Here is a 17,604-nt window from a genome sequence, read left to right on the forward strand (position 1 = left end):
CTTCAACCGCGCACTCCTCGGAAGGTATGGCGCGGCTAGGGCTGCAATTACGGCTCAAGCCGAACTGCAGCCCGCTCCCGATTAACCGAAAGTCTCATCCTAACTCGTTGACTAAATTACCGGTCGGCCTAGCTTACTGGCAACCGGTCTCGTCCCCGCAACAGATAGGATCGGCAAGGGCCGCGGTATGATTCCTCCGCCGTGGCCCGCCTTTCTATTCAGGCGTCGAAGGCGACTGAAGAGAATGATTTGATCGGTCGGTTTTGAAGGCCTTGAGCGCCGCATTTCCCGGTGTTTCCTGAGCGATGTTGTTGAGCGCGTCAGCCGGAGGCTTATGGTGCTTTTAACCGCCGGCGATCCCCTCGGCCTGTGCGGCCAGGGCTGCAGAGTCCCCCCCCTGCAGCCCGCCATATTGCCCGGCAAAATGTGGCGGTTGAGATCGCTTGTTGCGACGAGGTTTGAAAACCCTACAGTTGCCAATAACCGCGTGTTCCCGGACGGCAAGGCGCGGCCAGGGCTGCAATTACGGTGTGTACCGAACTGCAGCCCGCCCGGCACCTGGGGCCCGTTTTGTTATCTCATTGGTCCGTCCACTCATCGGTCCACATGCGCGGTCTATCTTCGAGAGTTAGAAAGGGCCTAATCAGCCGCAGCAGACGCTATGCCAATTGCAGGTTCGCCCCGTTTCAGAAACGTACGCAAACTGTAAGAACCGATTACATTATCATTCACCCAAGACGCAAAAAGCCACGAGAATGCTGGATTGGCGCGGAAATTGCTCACGGATTTAAGTTCAATAGCCAACCCGAGGAGATGATCTTGAAAAAGTCTATCGCAATGTTCGCAACGGTCGCGTCGCTCGCTCTCGCCACCGTGGCTTCTAGCGCATCCGCAGCATCGTTCGTTTTCACTTTTTCGGGTACCGGTGGTATCAACGGTGCGTCGGGTACTCTTGAGGCAATGGACAACGGCGACGGTACGTTCACCGCCACGAGCGGTACTATCAACGCATTTGGTACCGTAGCTTCCGGGGCTGGTACTCTAACCGCGGGATCGGGTAATTCGCCCAGCGGTTTCTTCACCTACGATGACACTCTGCTCCCAGGCCAGAATCCCTTGCTGACGGCCGGCGGGCTATTGTTCGAAATCGCAGGTGCAGAAATTAACATCTATTCCGCCCCGGGCGGCACGGATCCTTATGTGTTGTACAGCAACAGTGGTGCCAACGCGACCGGCAACTTTGCTCTAAGCGAAATCTCTGCTGCCGTTCCCGAGACTGCGACATGGGCAATGATGCTTATGGGCTTCGGAATGGTCGGCGCAGGCCTGCGTTCGCACAAGCGTTCCACTGTTCGTGTTACCTACGCTTAAAACAGGCTCCAATTGTTCAGCAGGGCCGTTGTTTCGAAAGAAACAGCGGCTTTTGCTTTTGGTGGACATTTTCTACTTACCGCAGATCGCAGGATATTCGAACGTTGCGAATTAGTTGCGCACAGGGTCTGGCAGACAAGCTGAGGTGAGGCAGCTATTGCAACTTTCTTTATGCCGATTGGTAAACGTGCAGCTTCCGTCTCGGATCTTCAGCGTCTAGCAGGGAGCCATACCCTATAGAGATAAAATCCGTTGCTTGCTTTGCTGATAGGCCTAGCCTGAGGTCAACCACTAGTTCTCCAGAAACTGGTTCGGCCAGGGCCGCGGTATAATTCCTCTACCGTGGCCCGCCTCCCTCAGGTTGACCAATTTTGTCAGACGTTGGCAACCGGTGCAGAACGTCTGCCCGGCGTTCAACGGAATCTTGGTTCAGCAGCGAAGGTCCGGCGCTTGGTGCAGCTAGCTACGGCCAGCGGTTGAAGCTCCACTTAAAAAGCCGCCGATCTCGCGATCGGCGGCTCAATATCTGCATGAACGGTTTACGCGTAGCTGACGGCAGTCTTGACCGACGAGCGTTTACGAGCAGCAAAGCCGATCATGCCGAAGCCGGCCAGCATCATCGCCCAAGTGGCGGGCTCGGGGACGGCGCCAGTTGCGGCAGCGAACGCATTGCTCACGACCGAAATGCGACCCGGTCCAAACCGGTTATCGGTCGTGTGGACGTAGAAACCGTAGGTCTGGCCCGCCCCGACATTGAAGCTGAAGTTTCCGTTCGAGGAAGCACCGCTGTTGGAAAGCTGGAAAAGCGTGCCACCAAGGATGTAACCAGCCGGGTCGAAAACCCCACCATCCACATCAAACGACTGGTAATTGAAGGTCCCGGCGATCGAAAGCGGGCCCATCGCAGTGTCGGTATACAAGGTATCTCCGAAGGTGCCCGAGCCATTGTCGCCACCCGTGAGAGAGAACGTGCCCGGCAGAGCGGTCGTCGTGACATAGCCGTTAGCGTTCGAGTTGCTGAGAGTTTGGGCTTGTGCACCCGTACCGACAAGCATGGCGGCTCCAGCGAGCAGAATTATATTCAATTTCATGACATCCCCTTCGAGCACGGCACTGCGCCGCATCGCGTTTGTCCGGTGCAGAAACCGTGCCAATGGCGGAAAAGCGGGATTGTTGGAAATTGGCCGAAATCAAAGTGTAAACAATACCTTACAAGTGCACATACTGCGAGTTGAGGTGTCGCGCGCGTTAACTTATGTAGCTAGACTATTGCGTGTCGGGTGCTGCTCCCAAATACGTCCGCGTTCTTTCAATCGATGCGCCATCCGAACTGCTGCCCGCTCCGGCCGCTATCCTAGGTGATCGAGCAATTAGTATCGTACTTGCACCGCCGGAGTGTAACGCTGGTTTGTCAAAAAGTGTTGAAACGTAATGTGTTGCATGCGTCACCGATTTGCCTAGCATAGTGAGCAACCGATCTCGTCCCCCCAACAGATCGAGTCGGCCAGGGCCGCGGGATGATTCCTCTACCGCGGCCCGCCTCCCTGAAGTTACGCAGATAGCGCGCGCACCGGAGCCGGCTTGCTGGCGTGCGCGATCGCCACCAGCGTTTTGCCAATCGACCCGACAACATCGTCGCCCGCCTTTGCGCCGATCGCGACGAGCGATTCCCCGATCATACCGACCATCAGCCCGGCCGGGATCGAGGGGCTGACAACGGATAGGCCTCCGTCCGGCGCCTTCACCAGCAAGACGGTCGCCGCGGCATCGTCCGGGATATTCGCCACGGCTGCCGTCATCTTTTCCTTGTTCGTCATAAGTCAGTCCTCCTTGATGATGAGTTCGTAACCCCAGCCGCGAACAGATTCGATCCTGACCTCGGGCGGGAGTTTGGCGCAGACATGGGTGATGCCCACCTTCAGCGAATTGTGGCTCACATCCTCGCCAACACCGACGAGCAGCAGCGACAGGTGCGACGCCCTTTGCCTCTGGGTGAGGATGTGGAGGATGGACACCTCGCGGGGCGAGAGGCCCAGGTTGATACCCCGCCAGCTGCCGCGTGGCGGGTCCAGCTGAACCTCGAGCGGTCCCCGCTTCACCAGGCCGATCGTGTGGGCGCCGCATTCGTGGCAGATCATCAGGCCGCGACCACCGGCGTCATGGTCGGGAACACCGGGATCGGGGTCGTATCTGCATACGTCCCATAGATCAGGTTGGTGTCGTCATAGTCCCAGCCGTAGCAGCTGCGGATCGATACCGCCGCCCCGGGGTCTGCCGCCAGCGTGATCACGAGACTGTTGCCCGAGATCGTGATCGTGCTGATCGGCAAGGTCGTGGCAAACCCGTCCTTCGACACCTGGAAGCCGTACAGCGCATTTCCGAGCGTCGGCGTCGGAACCGTGCCGGTTGCCAACGTCGTCGGTCCGGTGAGACCGGTAGCGCCGCCCATGGCCATGGTGAGCGTGATGACCGCGCCGCTGCGGCTCGCGCTGGCCACCGTCGGACCCTTGCCGTCGTGGATCGCCGCACCGAACGCCTTGGCGATCGTGAAGCCGTCGCGCCGGCTCATCTCCGGGTAGCCCGTGTTCGACGTCGAGTAGTGGTACGAATCGCTGTGGACGCATCCGAGCTTGCTGGCGGAGAACTGTACCAGCGGCTCGTTGGCGATGATGTCCAGATACTGCTGGCGCAATACCTCCCGCTGCGCGTTGATCTGCGCAGCGGGATAGTTCGGCGACGATGGCGGGGTCGACGCTGCGAAGCGGCCAACCGGAGCGATGAACACCTTAAGGTTCGGGTTGTTGGTCGCGGTGCGCAAGCCGGGCAGGAGGTTGCCGCGGAACGATGCCGAGTATCCGGTCGGCGCAGACGCACCATCGGCATCTGCCTCGCCCTGATCCCAAACGACGAACTCCACCACGCCGCGATGGTATCCGACCGCATTGGTGAAGGATACCCAGTCAGCGCCGCCCGGCGACAGCGACTGGAGCGTCCGGCTGGCCACGCCGACCGCCGAGATGCCCACGGGGATGCCGAGTGCCTGCGACATCACATAGGCCGTCGCGTAGCTCGCCTGTGGGATGATCTTCGTGTTGTAGGCGCTCGCCCATTCGCGCAGCGGGGTGCCGCCCTGCGGACTATCCGGATACTGCTGCGCGGAGAACGCCATCGAGCTGTAGGTAGGCGTCGTCCATCCGCTGTTGCGCCCGCCAGAGTTGCTTTGCCCCCAGGTCATGCCCAGCATACCGCACGACGCCCCGCGCGATGTCGCGGTATAGCGCGTCCCCGATGCATCGACATAGCCCGCCTCGATCTCGTAAGGGCCGCCGACCGGGAGCGTGGCAAGCGCGCTGCAAAGGCCATTGGACGCAGTCGGCGTCTTCATCGCCGACCAGTCCTGCACGACGGCCTTCGTCGTCTGGTCCTTCAATCGGTATCTGCAGCCACTCGCGTCGGCCGTCGGGATCGATGATCGAGCGGATGTTGAGATCAAGCGTGCCGTATCGGATCTGGTCGGCATCGGCGAGGTCCGCGCGCCAGCGAACCGTGATGCGGAAAAACGAGATCCCCTGCACCACTTGGTCAAGCAGCGCCTCGCGACCGTTCTGGCCGAGGACCTCCGCCCACACCGTGGCGATGTCCGGCCAGGATACCGTGAAACCACCCTTGCCGTTGCTGAATTGCGTCTTGCGCTTGAGCGTCACGCGCCGATTGAGACGCCCGGGAGTCATCGTCATCAGACAAGCTCCATGCGAAGCTCGCGATCCAGGCGTCGATGCTCTTGGTGGTCGGCATGGCCATAATCACTCCCACCGCCATGCACAGCGCAACCGCCGCGTCGATTTTGTTCACAGACCGCGCTTTCGCGAGCCAGTAATTGTCCCAGCGGTCGCTGTCGGTCACCGCCGACATCATTGCCGACACCAGCACTGGGTTGCGGCGCAGGCGTATTCGACGTTCGAAGAGCAGCGTTTCCAGCTCGCGGAGCGACGATGGCATCCAGAGGCCTTCGGGTTCGACCTTGGCTGCTTTGGCCGCGTCGATCATCGCCTGCGTCGGCTTGCCCTTCTTGGTGCCGCCCTGCGGATGCTCCACCTGCTCGACGGTTATGCCGAGCGCGTTCAGTTCTGGCTCGAACATTGAGCGGTAGGCATACCGGTCATACCCCAAGCCGAGCACCTTGTAGCGATGCACATCTTCGGCGACCGACTGGGCGATGTGCCGATAGGCGATGCTCTCGCCCTTCGGTGCTTGGAGGTGGCCCTCCCGGATCCAGCGAGGATAGTCGAGCTTGTCGAGCAGCGCGCGGGCAGCGGCGGTATCGCCGGGCGTCCAGGCTTCGATCCACGCGTCGTATGTCGGCGCCACGATGACGTACGGCTGTCCCTGATCGTCCAGCCGCTCGACCGTCACCTCGCCGGTTTGCACGATGCAGGCCTTGGCTGTGATGTCGCGCGTCTGCGAAAGGTCGAGCCCCATCGCGATCGACTTGCCGGCATGCTCGGCAGGATCAAAATCGGCGAGCGCCGGTTCGAGGGTCGCTCGGGTCATCCAAGCCGCCTCGGCATCGGTCCAAACGCAAAAGTGCAAACGCAGGATGCCGTTCAGCTTCCCCGGCATTGCCTTACCCTGCGCAACGACGCCTGCGAGATACTCCTCCGTAATCGTCACGCCCAGCAGCGGATTCGCTTTCGGCCAGCACGACGGATCGTTGAGCGGATCGTCACCCTGATCGAGCGCACAAACGTAGCTGAACGTCGTGTCGTCGATCGGCGTGCCGACATAGGCGGGGTCTTCGTCTTTGGCCTCGGCGTTACCGGCCGCGACCTTCACCGCGTGCTCGTGCTCTTCCCAGCAAATCGAATTTCGATCGGTGCCGCTGTTCGTGATCATGAAGAGCAGCGGCTGACGGCGAAATTTGAAGCCGCGTTCGAGCATCTCCATCACGCCGCGGTCGGGGTGTTCGTGGACCTCGTCGCAGAGCGCGAAATGGGGGCGGGGGCCTGACCCGGTCTTCTTTGCCTCCCGGCTGATCGGTCGGAAGAACGACCCGCTGGCGAGATTCGCCATATTGTATTCGCGGCCCGGCCCGCCGCTGGGCTTGATACGAGATTTCAGATCCGGCGACTTGTCGACCATGTTGACGGCGTCGCGGAACAGGATGCCCGCCTGATCTTTGGTCGCCCCGGCCGCGTAGATCTGCGCACCGGGTTCGTTATCCGCCATCATGCCGTATAGGCCGATGCCGCCGGCGATAGGCGACTTCCCGTTGCCTTTGCCCTCTTCGACATAGGCACGACGAAAACGCCGGGTACCATCCGAGCGCTTCCATCCGAATATCGAGCCGACCTTGAACGACTGACTGGGGTGAAGCAGCAGGGGAAGCCCTTCGAACTGGCCCTCGGACAGCTTCAGCTTCGTCTCGAAGAACCGGATCGCACGCGCGGCGGCGGCGGGGTCGAACGCTAAGCCTCGCGCGCCGCCATATTTCAGGTCGTCAAGGTGACGACGACAAGCATTGCGAACGTGTGGGCCGGCGACGATCGCACCGGCGACAACGGCATTTGCATAAGCAGTCGCGCGGTCAGTTTCGAGACTGGCGGTCGGCTCAGCACGTGCCGAAGAACTCGTCTTCCTCCTCTTCGTCATCGTCATCCGGCATCGCCACCTTCGTCCGATCGGTCGGTGACGCGCCCAGCTTGCTCAGCGTCGTCGCATAGAGGCCAAGCTTCTGAACGCCGACGTCATCACCAGCGAGGATTAAGCCGCGGATCATCGAAGCCAGTTCCAGCATCGCTTCGTCGGAAGCGTTCAGCCACGGCATGCGGCTGACGAACATGCGCCACGCGCGGCGGGCCTCAACAGTCAAATGATCGGGCGGAGGGCCTACCGATTTGCCTTTTGGCTTGGCGCGACCTTTGAAGCGGGCAGGGTTCTTCGCCGCTGCGCCGGTGATCGCCGCCTTCAAGGCCGGCAACCGCGGCTTCGGCATCGTTCGACCCCTATATTCTGAATTGTGGATGCGTGAATTTTAGGTCCATGCGGTGTCCGCCGCCCCATCCGACCGGGTTTTGACCCACCCCCATGCCTCGGCAAGCGGCGTGCCAGTTGTCATCCTCTGCGCACTCATCTCGCCGCATTTCGGGTAGGCTGATCAAGCGGCCAGCCGTCGCCATCTGTACCGACAACGCGGCGATGTCCGAACTGCTCGGCTGTCACCTCATCATGGCACGGACCGCACAGGCATCGGATGTTGATGTCATCATCCGCGCCGCCGTGCGCAAGCGGCACGATATGATCAGGCACGGTTGCGGCGGTCACGCGGCCACGCTCAGCACAACGTCTGCAGAGCGGCTCAGCTTCGAGCCGTCGACGGCGCTGAGCTTGCCCAGCGCGACCTCGGAGACGTTCGACCCTGGCAGCTTCCCTCACCACCAGCCCGCTAATTGCAGCGGTGTTGCCTTCAACGTACTCATGGGGTGTCGGCGAACCATTCCGGATCGCGACAAGCCGAACTGATCATTAGCTATGACAATTCAGCATGTTACGATGTCCTAATTGGTTGCTACTGAGCGTGAGCTAGCTCCGGGCAATTGCTACCACGAGGATTATTCTAATTGATGAGGCCCACGATCCTGAGTGTACGATACCGTACATTGACTTGGCTCTGCTGGCTTGCCAACGCGCCTAAACGAATGTTTCGCGCAGGTTTTTCGATGTCTCAGACCATAGGAGTGGAGTCCCTGGTGCAGCGCGCCACGGGAGGGCCCGTCATGATTGTCGTCGAATTGCTTTCTGCCGAAGGCGAGGCAAAACATGCTCGGTGTCTTTGGCGTGCACAATCGCAAGTTGTGGAAGCTGTTGTACCGCTGGCAGAACTGAGACTGTGCAGTCTACCCAGCGACTTGATGAAGTGATCAAAGTCGACTCGTTTGTTAGGTGCCTCGAAACACCGAACCCAATGATGGTGACCGCAATATTGCCGGAATGTCATGGGGTTGGCGCCACAGCGAATTGCGTATGGTTCGAGGGCGGAAGCTTGCATAGCGCAAAAATTGCACTCGATCGACTTATCGAGTTGAACGAGCCCGAAATATGATATTACTAATACTAGGATATCAAGCATGTTGGACTACTGCTTGACGTAGTGGATCAGCCGCCGTCGGCGCAGATCGTCTTCCCCCACCACCAGTCAGCCGATCGCAGGTGCCGAAGCGCTGACCTATGTCTTGCGTCGTGTGCTTGAGTGAGGCGGCGTGCTGACCGCCCGGGAGGGGAAACGGCTAGCCGGCCAAACTGTGGTTGCTTTAAATCAATATACGACGATAGAATACGCGTCGAGCTCGTACATTGCAGCGAGCGAGACAATCTCGGGGGAGAGGTTCACCCGCGCCGCCGGTTATTATCGAAGCGCGGGTGAACTTCCGAAGTTTTAATCGCAATCGGAATAGGTAGCACGTCCAGCTATTTCGAGCGGTATCTTGAAATAGTTGGCGTTGGGCAGCCGTTCGGTTACGGTCGCGAACCGCCGCAGTTAATGGCGTAGTACCCAAGCAAACTAAAACCACCCGCGGCATTCGCACGCTTTGCGGGTGGTTTTTTCAGCCTTCGGACATCCGGGAAAGCTCATGCTTCCAAGTGGTGATAGCGAGGGCGGTCAAGCCGTACGGCCTACCAGCGCGATACTCGCCGAAACCGCTAATGCGGTGGTGCCCGTTCAGGCTGTGGCTGTAGATATACCATCAGGCTGTAAAAGGAAAGTGGCAATGTTGAACGACACGTTTCCGCCAAAGCAGACCATGGTCGACTTGCCATTTCCGTCTTCTACGATGCCACTGAGACCGGCAAATGCACCTTCAGGGATATGCACACGCGTTCCAGGTGAAAATACTCGCTGTTTCGCTTTGGGGACCACCTTACGCTCAGCCGTTCGTAGTCGTTCAACTTCCCGATCTGCGATCAGAGGTATGCGTCCGTTGTAGCGGAAGATCGAAAAAGGGGGATGCGGGCTGACGGGCAAAGCGAGGACGTCTGCCAGCTCTGGGAGCGCATTTCCCCGCGCAAACACGAACGAGGGCATCATAGCCACGGTCCGTTCGATTTTGGCCTTACTGCCGCGCGGAGCGCGTTTTATGCTGATCTCCTGTGGCGTCCAGACGTCAAATCCCGCAGCCAGCAGCGACGCCGCCAGTGGAAGTGTGCGCTGCCCTGCAGTTCGCAGAATGCACCAATGGAGGCCTGCGACGTCCAATCCCCAGTGTGTCCGTTCATTCACGTAAAGTCCCCCTCCAAATCTGGACTGCTCAATTATTCGCCCCGGCGGCGGCGTGATCGGCAACGGCCGCAAGTCGCTCGAGCAAGCACCGACGCTCTTCCACCAGCGGATCCGAAATCGCCCGGATCTCGCCGACCGAGGGTAGGAACCCATGCCGCGCCGCGCGGATCGCGCCGTCGATCGCGATCGCGACGACGTCCCACGGCAAATCATCCAGCAACCGAACGTATTCGGCGAGCCAGATCGTCACCGAACCGGGGCTTGCGTCCCTTCTTGACGCCATGAACATCGTCCACATCGCAGTGAGGCGGTCGACCAGCCATTCTCGCGGCACCGGAGTTGAGCTGGCCTGGATAGCGCCGAGGGTAGCGTCGAGCATCCCGGCCGAGTCCTTGGCCTCCAGAACCGCGAGCGCATGCCCGGGTGTCCAGGCGGCCGATCCGTCGAACACGTAGGCTCGATCAGCCAAAGCCGAGAGCAGCTCGGGCGACACGCATGGCGTCGATGGGGCTGGAGGTATCAGCGACCCGGCGCTGACGGTGATCTCGTTTGTCATCGAACGTACCCTCGCGAACTTTGGTCAGGTTGGCTGGCTGCAAAAGCCAATCGATCTCAGCGACGAAGCCGTTGCGGCTTGTTTCGCCTCGAAGGAATGGCGAGCCGCGGATCTGGGCGAGCACGTCGAGCCAAGCCATGCTGCCGCCGATTTCCCGGACCCGGTCGGCCAGCTTCCGCTTCCGGTTGAGGGTGAGTTCGATGGTTCGGGCATTCGGCACGAGATCGTTGCGCATCGCCTGGTAGGCACCGAAGGCTTCGACCACGGGATCGGTGACCGGCAGCACAACGATCGAGGAAACCTGCTGTTCGGGCTTTGCAACCTCCGCAATTTCAACAGGCTGATCGGTCGGCTCGCCGATCGACGAGACCGAAGGTCTCTCTTCTTCTTCTTCTTTATTCCTTTTATTCCCTTCTTTCTGTTGTGTGCCCCGACTGTGCCCTCGCTGTGCCCTTGATGAGCCCTTCGCTGTGCCCTTGGCTGTGCCCTCCACGGGTTCCGCTGCTTGATATTTGTCGTAATTACAGACGGTTATAAGGGTTGGTGACTGTGCCCCTTTATGTGCCGCTTGCTGTGCCCAAATTCCGGCTTTCCCTAAGCGCTCCATCAGCCCACGTACGCGCTTGGGAGTCCAATCGAACGCTTCGGCCATGGCGCGGATCGATGTTGCGAACTGGCCGCGCTCAACCGGGATGCGCTGGCCCTTGAACCACATCTCATGCGCTGCGTACGCCGCCTGCTCGACCGACCACAGGAAGGCTTCGCGTTCAGTGAACGGCTCCGGTTTGAAGCTATCCATCCACCCACGGTGAACCAGGAAGAAGCCACTCACAGCGGGCCGCCGCCGGTGCGCATGAAGTCCATGCCGCGCACGGCTTGGCGGGCGCCAAAGAAGTACACCTTGCGGCGGCCAGTGGCACCTTGGCGCACCTTCGCCGAGTAGATATCCAGACGATCGCGCTCGGCTCCCATCTCGATCTCCCACGCATCGCGCTTCTTCATGTCGTGCTGGTCGGGCTCAATCTGCTTGAGATAGTATTCCGCGCGGTAGGCAAACACGACCGTGTCGGCGTCCTGCTCGAGGCTGCCGCTGTCGCGCAGGTCTGAAAGGAGAGGGCGCTTGTCCTCACGCTGCTCGACGCCACGGTTGAGCTGGGCCAGCGCGACTACCGTGGTGCCCGTGTCGCGCGCGGCCATCTTCAGCTCCTTGCTGGTGTCGCCCATCTCCTGCTCGCGGTTCTGTCGCTTCACTGGCGGATCCAGAAGGCCGAGATAATCGACGATCGTCACGGTCAGCGTGGCACCCTTGGCCGTCAGCCGGCGCTGGTGCTTGCGGATCAGCGGTGCGACCTGCGACGCGTTCAGACGCGGCGGCTCCTCGAATACGAGAGGCCAGCCATCGATGCGGTCGCGGATCCGCGCGGCAAGCATGAGATCGGCTTCGTTCAACCGCCCGGCCAGGACGTCGTCGAACGTGACCCGTGCGCCTTCTTCGAACATCATGTCGGCGATGATCCGCATCATCAACTGCTCGACCGGCATTTCGCGCGAGATAAACAGGACGCCATGGCCGGCTTCCGCCGCACGGCGCGCGACCGCGAGAGCCACCGCGGTCTTGCCCATGCCGGGGCGGCCGCCGAGCAGGATCAGCTGCCCAGGCAGCATGCCGCCGGTGATCTCGTTCCATTCGCTTAGGCCGGTGATCATGGCACCGCGCGATGCGGTGCCGTTCGCGACCGCCTTCGACTTGCGCAGCGCAGCGTCCCAAGCGTCGGCGAACCCGATCGGCTTCGGTGCACCTTTGCCGCCGCCGACGGCAACCGTCGCGAGCAGCTGCTCAGCATTCTCGATTTGCGCGCGCGGATTGACCTCGATCGACGTGTCCATCGCGCTTTCGATCAACGTGCGACCGACCTCGATCAGAGCGCGGAGTCGCGCCAGGTCAACGATTTGCGACGCATACTGGCGGGCGCCTAAGAGCCCGGCGCCGCTGCCGGTGAGCTGCGCAAGATACTTGGTGCCTCCGAGCTCGATCATGCCGGCGTCAGCTTCGAACATCGGGCGCAACGTAACTGGCGATGCTAGTAAATCGCGCCGCCGCAGATCCTTGATGACCGCGAATATACGACTATGCAGGGGCTCGAAAAAATGCTCGGGGTCGAGCTGGTTGAGCACGTCGTCCGCCAGGCGGTTGTCGATCATCATCGCGCCGAGCACGACGGCTTCGGCTTCAATGTTCTGCGGAAGCTCCCGCTCGCCGTCGCAGGCGGCCCCGGTGAACGCGTTCATGCTCGGCTCCGTTCGGCGGCGATCATATCGAGCCATACTGACGTCAAGGCATTGACCCGGCGGATGAGGATCTCGTGCGGCACCAGCTCGTGCGGCTCGGTCAGGCCGTCCGCCTCGATCTCCATCACCGCCGGCAAGAGCATAGCCAGAGTCAGTGCCCCCTTATCGTCACTGGTGCAGACCGATCCCGCGTCTGCCCAACGACCGCCGACCAGTGCGAGAAGCGGGTCCGCGAACCGGCCGCCCCATTCGCGGCAAGCGACAAGGAATGTCGGCATGTCGATCGCGGATGCGGTATTGGCGTAGGCGGCGGCGCGATCGTCGGACTTGCCGAGCACCCGACCGATATCGGTCCAGGTCGCGGAGTCTTCAGATTTGATCGCGGTGAGCAGCTTGTTCTGGGTGTCGATGGCGTTGGACGCGGAGAACGTCCGACGCTGAGAATGAGTGCTCAGCGTGCTCATTCGGCGTTGCCTTCCGTCCAAACAGTTGCTGTTTGCTGCAAGCGGCTGTTACGAGCGGTAATTGGAGATGTTGATGAGCGAATTGAACGAAGACTGGGCGATCGCCATTCATCACCTTGTCGCGGCCCATACTGCCATCCTTCGCGACGTGATGCGTCACCTCGTCGAAGAAGAGTTATTGCCACCGGAAAAAGCGGGGCGTATTCTGCTACAGGCAGCTGAGCATGATTTACCCGCTGCGGAATCGACCGGAGAAACGTACGATACCGCTCGTAATGAGCTGATCTCGATTGCAACCGCGCTGATAGGGTTTCCGGGTAGCGGTCGTGCGCAGACAGGACGTGGGCCCAAGCCAGATCGCTAGCGCTTGCCGCGCATGAAGCGGAGAACGTCGGGCTCTGGCCGTGGATGTGCGGGCTAGTCATGCTGCAAAAGCCCTTTCATGGGGAAAGACAAACAAGCGCGGGATAGAAACCGCATGACGTTCTTCGCGCTGGCGAACCTGATTGCGGCGCTGGTCGACGCTATGGACGAGACAGGGGTCGATCGGTTTACGATCCACGCCTTTCTCGACCGGTTCGATCGACTGAACCACTTCGGGCTGGACGGTGAACCGCGGGAGTTCATGACGGGGATCGTTGATGCGGTCCGACGTTCGTTGGCGTGCAATGACTGATCCCCCTCATATTTTGACCGGAGGCATCCTGAACGACACTGGTTTGCGGGGCCAATTCCGTCCATCGAACCGGTACCCCTCGCTTACCGCATGCTTCGATCACGTTGCCCCAGTGCTGAGCCGGAATACGTTGGCGCCTTCTCCACTGCCTGACGGTGATCGGATTTGCCCCGAGTTCCCGCGCCAGTTCAGCCGCAGAAGGCCAGAGGTTGAAAATTTCCGCGATACGATCCATTCGCTAACGATACACATTGAAACGATACGCTGCAATCCAAAACGGATTGCATGTCGAAAGGGCGATACATGAGTGCAGGAAACCGATTGCGACAAGCGCGTGAGGATGCGGGTTATGTGTCAGCGGCGGCTGCGGCTCGGGAATTCGGCTGGAACGAGGGGAGCTACCGCCACCATGAAAACGGAACCCGTGGTTTTGATTCAGAGCAGGCAGCGATCTACGGGAAGGTGTACGAAGTCAGCCCGTCATGGTTGCTCGGGCTAGTCGCCGATAAAGTACCGTCTAATCATGAGTCCTTGAAAGCGTTAGTGGAGGGCTTTGATCCGCCTTCCGGTGAGGCCCGGGAATTTGAAGAGAGGCTTGTTGAAGACTACGACTCTGTACTATTACATTTTGTAAAATTTGATTCGCCTATACTCCAAAACATCAGCATTTACCTATCTTCGCGGCGTTATATTGCTTTTAGTCGTATTATCGCCGAAAGCGTTGGCAAAGCTGGATTTAGACAAGTTATCGCGATGTTCGCTGATACCGCGGAGATGGAGCCCACAATCAAGGTCGGGGAACTGATGTTGATTGATACGGCGCAACGAAACCCTCACCATCATGACCAGATTTGGCTGATGTCCAAGGCAGGAAAAGTTTTGTTGCGTAGGTTGCGTTTTGCCGATCAGTATCGCGGTGAAGCCATCGCCGACAATCTCTCTATTTTGCCGATAGCGGTAGATCTGCTCGAGGGGGATTTTGTCATCCATGGGCGGGTAGTCTGGATCGGCAAAGAGCTCTAGCGATACAAAGTGTATTGACCAAACCCGATACAAAACGTATTGGTTGACGCGTCAGCTGAGCGCCCAGGGGCCGCAGACGCTGATCGCAGGACCGTAAAAGCGCGCTCGCCCAGGCAGCCTCCGCCAAACTCCTGCGCCACACGTGGGAGCAAGGCACATGGCAACTCAGTTCGCATCTATCGCACCGATCCCGTTTCCGGCCCCGAAGGCCACCAACGTCCGGGTCGTTTACTCCGCTAGCCGGACCGCAGCCGCGGTCGACGCCAAGCTGGCAGACCTTCCTGAGCACAAGCGAGACGCCACGCTCGAGGAACTGGCGGTCTCTTCGTTGGCGGAACAGGTCATCAAGGAAGCGCGCGAGCTGCTATCGCCGCCGATGTTTTCCGCCTTCATCGAATGGGCCAAAGCCGCGACACTCGCTGAGACATTCAATGGTGGCGATGATGATGCGACTGGTGACGAGATCGATCGCCTTCATGCCGCATTGCGCACGATCGGCCAGGTCGGCTCAGTCAACTCGCACGACATCGCGCTGAAAACTTACATTGCGGTGGTCGAGTACGGTGACTGCCCATCGTTCGGGCCGCTGGTTAACGCACCGATGAACGAACCCGCCGCGCAGCTGGGGTTGGTTGGCGACCTCCTTTCAATGTCCCCGCTGCTCAACCAACTGAACGAACTGGCGGCAACTGCATGGTCATTCTCGCCGCGCTCGGCTTTCGCGCGAAACATCGGAGACGCGATCGCGGGATGCTTTGCGCGTGCTCGTGTCGCATCGGATTCGCCTTCTGCGGCAGTTGCAGCACGCCCGTGGCATGAACTTGCCGAGGCTTATCTCGCTGCGAAGGCCGACGAGGACGCTCACGATCAAATATACTGCTCGATCGACGAAAGTTTGCCAGTAGGCCCCGAGCGGAACGCTGCCATCGATGCGATCCCGCAGGAGCATTGGGACGAAAGCGAGCGGCTAATCGATATCCGCATCAACATCGAAACTGAGCTGTTGAGCCAGCCGTCGGAGACGGCTGAAGCATTCGCACTGAAAGTGCTAACTTGCAGAGGGCAGGGGCGCGGCTGTGATGCGTACGACGACATGCTGGCCGCTGAAGCTCGAAAGTTCGCCCGCGCCGCTACCGACGATTCGATCACGTTTGGCCCGTTCACTTTCACAGGCGTGCTCCAGCACTACAGGACGTCGCGCCGTATTTACGAGACGTACTATCGCGATGTGCTGGTACCGGCAGAGGCCGCGCATCGTGCCGTCGTCGACCAGTGGCCTCAAGGGTACGATTTTCAAAGCGACCCGGCTGCAAAAGCGGCGTTGGATGCCGTGGATTACGATGATCAGGAAGAGCATGGGAATGATTTAGTCAGCACGTTCACCAATGCGATGATCAAGCTGCTGCTCATGCCTGCTCCAGGCCTGCCTGAGCTTGCCATCAAGGTGGAGCTTCTGAAGAAGGAGGAGGCCTACATGCTCAGCGATATCAAGGCGATCATCGAGCGGCTCGCCGCCGATACCCGCGCGTTGTGCGGCGTCGACGCCTACGCCGACGCCGACGCCTCGCTCCTGACGGAGCTTGCATGATGGGCAAGTCGGTCGATCAAAGCTGCGCTACCTGCGGCTGGTGGGAGCGTTGCGGCCCCAAGCTCGCCAATGCAACGCGAGACCCATCCTCCGGCTACGACCTCGGGACGTGCCAGCTGCACGCGCCAGTCGTCATTCAGGGTGACGCACCGTTCCCGGTCAGCATGTTCCCGCAAACCCACGAGAGCCGGTTCTGCGGGGACTGGGAAGCCAGGCAAGGCGGCGGCGGCGGTGATGGCGGGGAGCGCATTGTCGCGTTCCCGATCGACCGGATGGCGGCATGAGCGGCGGGACCGTAGCGCGATCGCCGTGGCCGCGCTTAATCGCCGCGATCAAGCCCTGGTATATGTGGGGTTGGATCGGCGTTGAACGATTGCAGGAACTGCGGACCGACGAGGGTGGCCGCATTGAAAGCGGCGGGGAGGGCGAGGTTCGCTATCTGGAGATCCAGTGGCTCGGTGTTCATTTCGCAGTCCAGCTGGGCCGTACCCCGCAGGCAGTGCGGAAACCGCCGCGATGACTTCGAACGGCCCGCCAAACCGTTCTGACACCATCACTCATTAAGGAGCGACGTATGCAATTCTTCGAGGACACGCGCGGCTGCCTTCGCCCTGTAGCCGACATCAAAATTATCGGCGCAAAAGCCAAGGATACCCCGGCTTTTCAGCCAGCCATCGACGCTTATGACGTGATGTTGAGCGACGGGTCGAGCTGCACTATCTCTGCCTGGCAGAGAAACAATCTGGAACGCATCCCGTCGGCGATGCTCCCTGCTGCCCCCGACACGTATCTTTTGAGCCCTCCTGGCAACCCGGGTGAGGAAGACGCTCATCCCTGGCGCACACCGGTGATCGCTTGGGCGATCACCAGCGATGGCGAAGTCGACCCGTATTCAGCGGAAGGTCGCAACGGCGGGCTGACGGATGCGCCACCGATCCTCTTCCCGAACGGTATCGTCATGGACCCGCATAACCAGTCGTGGCGCTCCGAAGGTGAATGGATCCGCGACGTCTTGCGGGAGCGACAGGAAATGGCGGCTAAGGCATGACCGCGCTTGGGACCAGTAGCAGCGGCGGCGGCGCTCGCAGCTTTGCCGAAGCGGGCACCTATGGACTACGCGACCGTAGTCGCGACAATCTTATGCGCCTGCGCGACGTGATCGAGCGCACCAAGCTGTCGCGAACAACGATCTACCGGCGCATCGGGGCAGGGACCTTCCCCTCGTCCACCAAGATTAGCGAAGGGTTGGTTGCCTGGTACGAAACCGATATAAATGAATGGGTTGCCAATCCGATGGGCTGGAGCATGACGTAGAATTACGTGGAGTAAGGAACGGCATCTCCATTGACGTCGCGTAACAAT

The 17,604-nt window shown here is 60.2% G+C and carries 21 protein-coding genes and 1 pseudogene; 9 read left to right on the plus strand and 13 right to left on the minus strand.

Going from position 1 to position 17,604, the window contains the following annotated elements; genetic code table 11:
• Positions 1-819: 819 nt before the first annotated feature.
• On the plus strand, positions 820-1,371 hold the full coding sequence (locus L8G49_RS14810) for a PEPxxWA-CTERM sorting domain-containing protein (protein ID WP_242186542.1): 552 nt from the start codon (positions 820-822) through the stop codon (positions 1,369-1,371).
• A gap of 539 nt (positions 1,372-1,910) precedes the next feature.
• Here L8G49_RS14810 and L8G49_RS14815 read toward each other — a convergent pair.
• The 13 genes and pseudogenes from L8G49_RS14815 to L8G49_RS14875 all read right to left on the minus strand — a co-directional run bounded on the left by L8G49_RS14815 (position 1,911) and on the right by L8G49_RS14875 (position 12,955).
• Complete coding sequence (locus L8G49_RS14815; protein ID WP_242186543.1) at positions 1,911-2,525, minus strand: PEPxxWA-CTERM sorting domain-containing protein; 615 nt, start codon at positions 2,523-2,525, stop codon at positions 1,911-1,913.
• 396 nt (positions 2,526-2,921) lie between these two features.
• Positions 2,922-3,188 (minus strand): hypothetical protein, encoded by a 267-nt coding sequence (locus L8G49_RS14820; RefSeq protein ID WP_242186544.1) that lies wholly within the window; start codon positions 3,186-3,188, stop codon positions 2,922-2,924.
• A 3-nt stretch (positions 3,189-3,191) separates the two neighbouring features.
• Positions 3,192-3,509, minus strand: coding sequence for a hypothetical protein (locus L8G49_RS14825; protein ID WP_242186545.1), 318 nt, complete (start codon positions 3,507-3,509; stop codon positions 3,192-3,194).
• A complete protein-coding gene (locus tag L8G49_RS14830; RefSeq protein ID WP_242186546.1) occupies positions 3,509-4,756 on the minus strand; it encodes a sialate O-acetylesterase in 1,248 nt (415 codons plus the stop codon). The genes L8G49_RS14825 and L8G49_RS14830 overlap by 1 nt, the downstream gene beginning before the upstream one ends.
• A 109-nt stretch (positions 4,757-4,865) precedes the next feature.
• Positions 4,866-5,027: pseudogene (locus L8G49_RS14835) on the minus strand (head-tail adaptor protein); the annotation flags it as partial.
• A complete protein-coding gene (locus L8G49_RS14840) occupies positions 4,954-7,026 on the minus strand; it encodes a terminase large subunit (RefSeq protein ID WP_347272070.1) in 2,073 nt (690 codons plus the stop codon). The pseudogene L8G49_RS14835 and the gene L8G49_RS14840, both read right to left, overlap by 74 nt.
• Positions 6,980-7,363 (minus strand): hypothetical protein, encoded by a 384-nt coding sequence (locus L8G49_RS14845; protein ID WP_242186547.1) that lies wholly within the window; start codon positions 7,361-7,363, stop codon positions 6,980-6,982. Before L8G49_RS14845 ends, L8G49_RS14840 begins: the two co-directional genes overlap by 47 nt.
• A gap of 134 nt (positions 7,364-7,497) precedes the next feature.
• Entirely contained in the window at positions 7,498-7,806 is a 309-nt protein-coding gene (locus L8G49_RS21025) for an HNH endonuclease signature motif containing protein (protein ID WP_347272071.1), read from the minus strand.
• Between the two features lie 1,282 nt (positions 7,807-9,088).
• Positions 9,089-9,454, minus strand: a complete 366-nt coding sequence (locus L8G49_RS14855; RefSeq protein WP_242186548.1) for a hypothetical protein — start codon at positions 9,452-9,454, stop codon at positions 9,089-9,091.
• Positions 9,455-9,674: 220 nt separating this feature from the next.
• Positions 9,675-10,115, minus strand: a complete 441-nt coding sequence (locus tag L8G49_RS14860) for a hypothetical protein (RefSeq protein WP_242186549.1) — start codon at positions 10,113-10,115, stop codon at positions 9,675-9,677.
• Complete coding sequence (locus tag L8G49_RS14865; RefSeq protein ID WP_242186550.1) at positions 10,108-11,001, minus strand: hypothetical protein; 894 nt, start codon at positions 10,999-11,001, stop codon at positions 10,108-10,110. Before L8G49_RS14865 ends, L8G49_RS14860 begins: the two co-directional genes overlap by 8 nt.
• A gap of 29 nt (positions 11,002-11,030) precedes the next feature.
• Positions 11,031-12,491, minus strand: a complete 1,461-nt coding sequence (locus L8G49_RS14870; protein ID WP_242186551.1) for a DnaB-like helicase C-terminal domain-containing protein — start codon at positions 12,489-12,491, stop codon at positions 11,031-11,033.
• Positions 12,488-12,955 (minus strand): hypothetical protein, encoded by a 468-nt coding sequence (locus L8G49_RS14875; protein ID WP_242186552.1) that lies wholly within the window; start codon positions 12,953-12,955, stop codon positions 12,488-12,490. Before L8G49_RS14875 ends, L8G49_RS14870 begins: the two co-directional genes overlap by 4 nt.
• Positions 12,956-13,028: 73 nt before the next feature.
• Between L8G49_RS14875 and L8G49_RS14880 the strand changes: the two genes are divergently transcribed.
• From L8G49_RS14880 to L8G49_RS14915, 8 genes are all read left to right on the plus strand, one after another.
• Positions 13,029-13,319 (plus strand): hypothetical protein, encoded by a 291-nt coding sequence (locus tag L8G49_RS14880; RefSeq protein WP_242186553.1) that lies wholly within the window; start codon positions 13,029-13,031, stop codon positions 13,317-13,319.
• 114 nt (positions 13,320-13,433) lie between these two features.
• On the plus strand, positions 13,434-13,631 hold the full coding sequence (locus tag L8G49_RS14885; RefSeq protein WP_242186554.1) for a hypothetical protein: 198 nt from the start codon (positions 13,434-13,436) through the stop codon (positions 13,629-13,631).
• A gap of 303 nt (positions 13,632-13,934) precedes the next feature.
• Complete coding sequence (locus L8G49_RS14890) at positions 13,935-14,654, plus strand: helix-turn-helix domain-containing protein (protein WP_242186555.1); 720 nt, start codon at positions 13,935-13,937, stop codon at positions 14,652-14,654.
• Positions 14,655-14,811: 157 nt separating this feature from the next.
• A complete protein-coding gene (locus tag L8G49_RS14895; RefSeq protein ID WP_242186556.1) occupies positions 14,812-16,242 on the plus strand; it encodes a hypothetical protein in 1,431 nt (476 codons plus the stop codon).
• Positions 16,239-16,526, plus strand: coding sequence for a hypothetical protein (locus tag L8G49_RS14900; RefSeq protein WP_242186557.1), 288 nt, complete (start codon positions 16,239-16,241; stop codon positions 16,524-16,526). The genes L8G49_RS14895 and L8G49_RS14900 overlap by 4 nt, the downstream gene beginning before the upstream one ends.
• Positions 16,523-16,762 (plus strand): hypothetical protein, encoded by a 240-nt coding sequence (locus tag L8G49_RS14905; RefSeq protein ID WP_242186558.1) that lies wholly within the window; start codon positions 16,523-16,525, stop codon positions 16,760-16,762. The genes L8G49_RS14900 and L8G49_RS14905 overlap by 4 nt, the downstream gene beginning before the upstream one ends.
• A 54-nt stretch (positions 16,763-16,816) precedes the next feature.
• Entirely contained in the window at positions 16,817-17,290 is a 474-nt protein-coding gene (locus L8G49_RS14910; RefSeq protein ID WP_242186559.1) for a hypothetical protein, read from the plus strand.
• The gene (locus L8G49_RS14915) at positions 17,287-17,556 is read left to right on the plus strand and encodes an AlpA family phage regulatory protein (protein ID WP_242186560.1); all 270 of its coding nucleotides are present in this window, start codon (positions 17,287-17,289) and stop codon (positions 17,554-17,556) included. The genes L8G49_RS14910 and L8G49_RS14915 overlap by 4 nt, the downstream gene beginning before the upstream one ends.
• The last annotated feature ends 48 nt before the right edge of the window (positions 17,557-17,604 follow it).

It is taken from the genome of Sphingomonas sp. CARO-RG-8B-R24-01 (assembly GCF_022662295.1).
In the GTDB taxonomy this organism is placed as follows: Bacteria; Pseudomonadota; Alphaproteobacteria; order Sphingomonadales; family Sphingomonadaceae; genus Sphingomonas.

Excerpts from the sequence above, each read along its gene's own strand:
- L8G49_RS14875 (WP_242186552.1), bottom strand. The coding sequence starts at position 12,955 with ATGAGCACGCTGAGCACTCATTCTCAGCGTCGGACGTTCTCCGCGTCC.
- L8G49_RS14880 (WP_242186553.1), top strand. The coding sequence starts at position 13,029 with ATGAGCGAATTGAACGAAGACTGGGCGATCGCCATTCATCACCTTGTC.
- L8G49_RS14840 (WP_347272070.1), bottom strand. The coding sequence starts at position 7,026 with ATGACGATGACGAAGAGGAGGAAGACGAGTTCTTCGGCACGTGCTGAG.
- L8G49_RS14870 (WP_242186551.1), bottom strand. The coding sequence starts at position 12,491 with ATGAACGCGTTCACCGGGGCCGCCTGCGACGGCGAGCGGGAGCTTCCG.
- L8G49_RS14885 (WP_242186554.1), top strand. The coding sequence starts at position 13,434 with ATGACGTTCTTCGCGCTGGCGAACCTGATTGCGGCGCTGGTCGACGCT.
- L8G49_RS14905 (WP_242186558.1), top strand. The coding sequence starts at position 16,523 with ATGAGCGGCGGGACCGTAGCGCGATCGCCGTGGCCGCGCTTAATCGCC.
- L8G49_RS14890 (WP_242186555.1), top strand. The coding sequence starts at position 13,935 with ATGAGTGCAGGAAACCGATTGCGACAAGCGCGTGAGGATGCGGGTTAT.
- L8G49_RS14855 (WP_242186548.1), bottom strand. The coding sequence starts at position 9,454 with ATGATGCCCTCGTTCGTGTTTGCGCGGGGAAATGCGCTCCCAGAGCTG.
- L8G49_RS14900 (WP_242186557.1), top strand. The coding sequence starts at position 16,239 with ATGATGGGCAAGTCGGTCGATCAAAGCTGCGCTACCTGCGGCTGGTGG.
- L8G49_RS14825 (WP_242186545.1), bottom strand. The coding sequence starts at position 3,509 with ATGATCTGCCACGAATGCGGCGCCCACACGATCGGCCTGGTGAAGCGG.
- L8G49_RS14915 (WP_242186560.1), top strand. The coding sequence starts at position 17,287 with ATGACCGCGCTTGGGACCAGTAGCAGCGGCGGCGGCGCTCGCAGCTTT.
- L8G49_RS14845 (WP_242186547.1), bottom strand. The coding sequence starts at position 7,363 with ATGCCGAAGCCGCGGTTGCCGGCCTTGAAGGCGGCGATCACCGGCGCA.
- L8G49_RS14895 (WP_242186556.1), top strand. The coding sequence starts at position 14,812 with ATGGCAACTCAGTTCGCATCTATCGCACCGATCCCGTTTCCGGCCCCG.
- L8G49_RS14830 (WP_242186546.1), bottom strand. The coding sequence starts at position 4,756 with ATGAAGACGCCGACTGCGTCCAATGGCCTTTGCAGCGCGCTTGCCACG.
- L8G49_RS14910 (WP_242186559.1), top strand. The coding sequence starts at position 16,817 with ATGCAATTCTTCGAGGACACGCGCGGCTGCCTTCGCCCTGTAGCCGAC.
- L8G49_RS14820 (WP_242186544.1), bottom strand. The coding sequence starts at position 3,188 with ATGACGAACAAGGAAAAGATGACGGCAGCCGTGGCGAATATCCCGGAC.
- L8G49_RS14865 (WP_242186550.1), bottom strand. The coding sequence starts at position 11,001 with ATGGATAGCTTCAAACCGGAGCCGTTCACTGAACGCGAAGCCTTCCTG.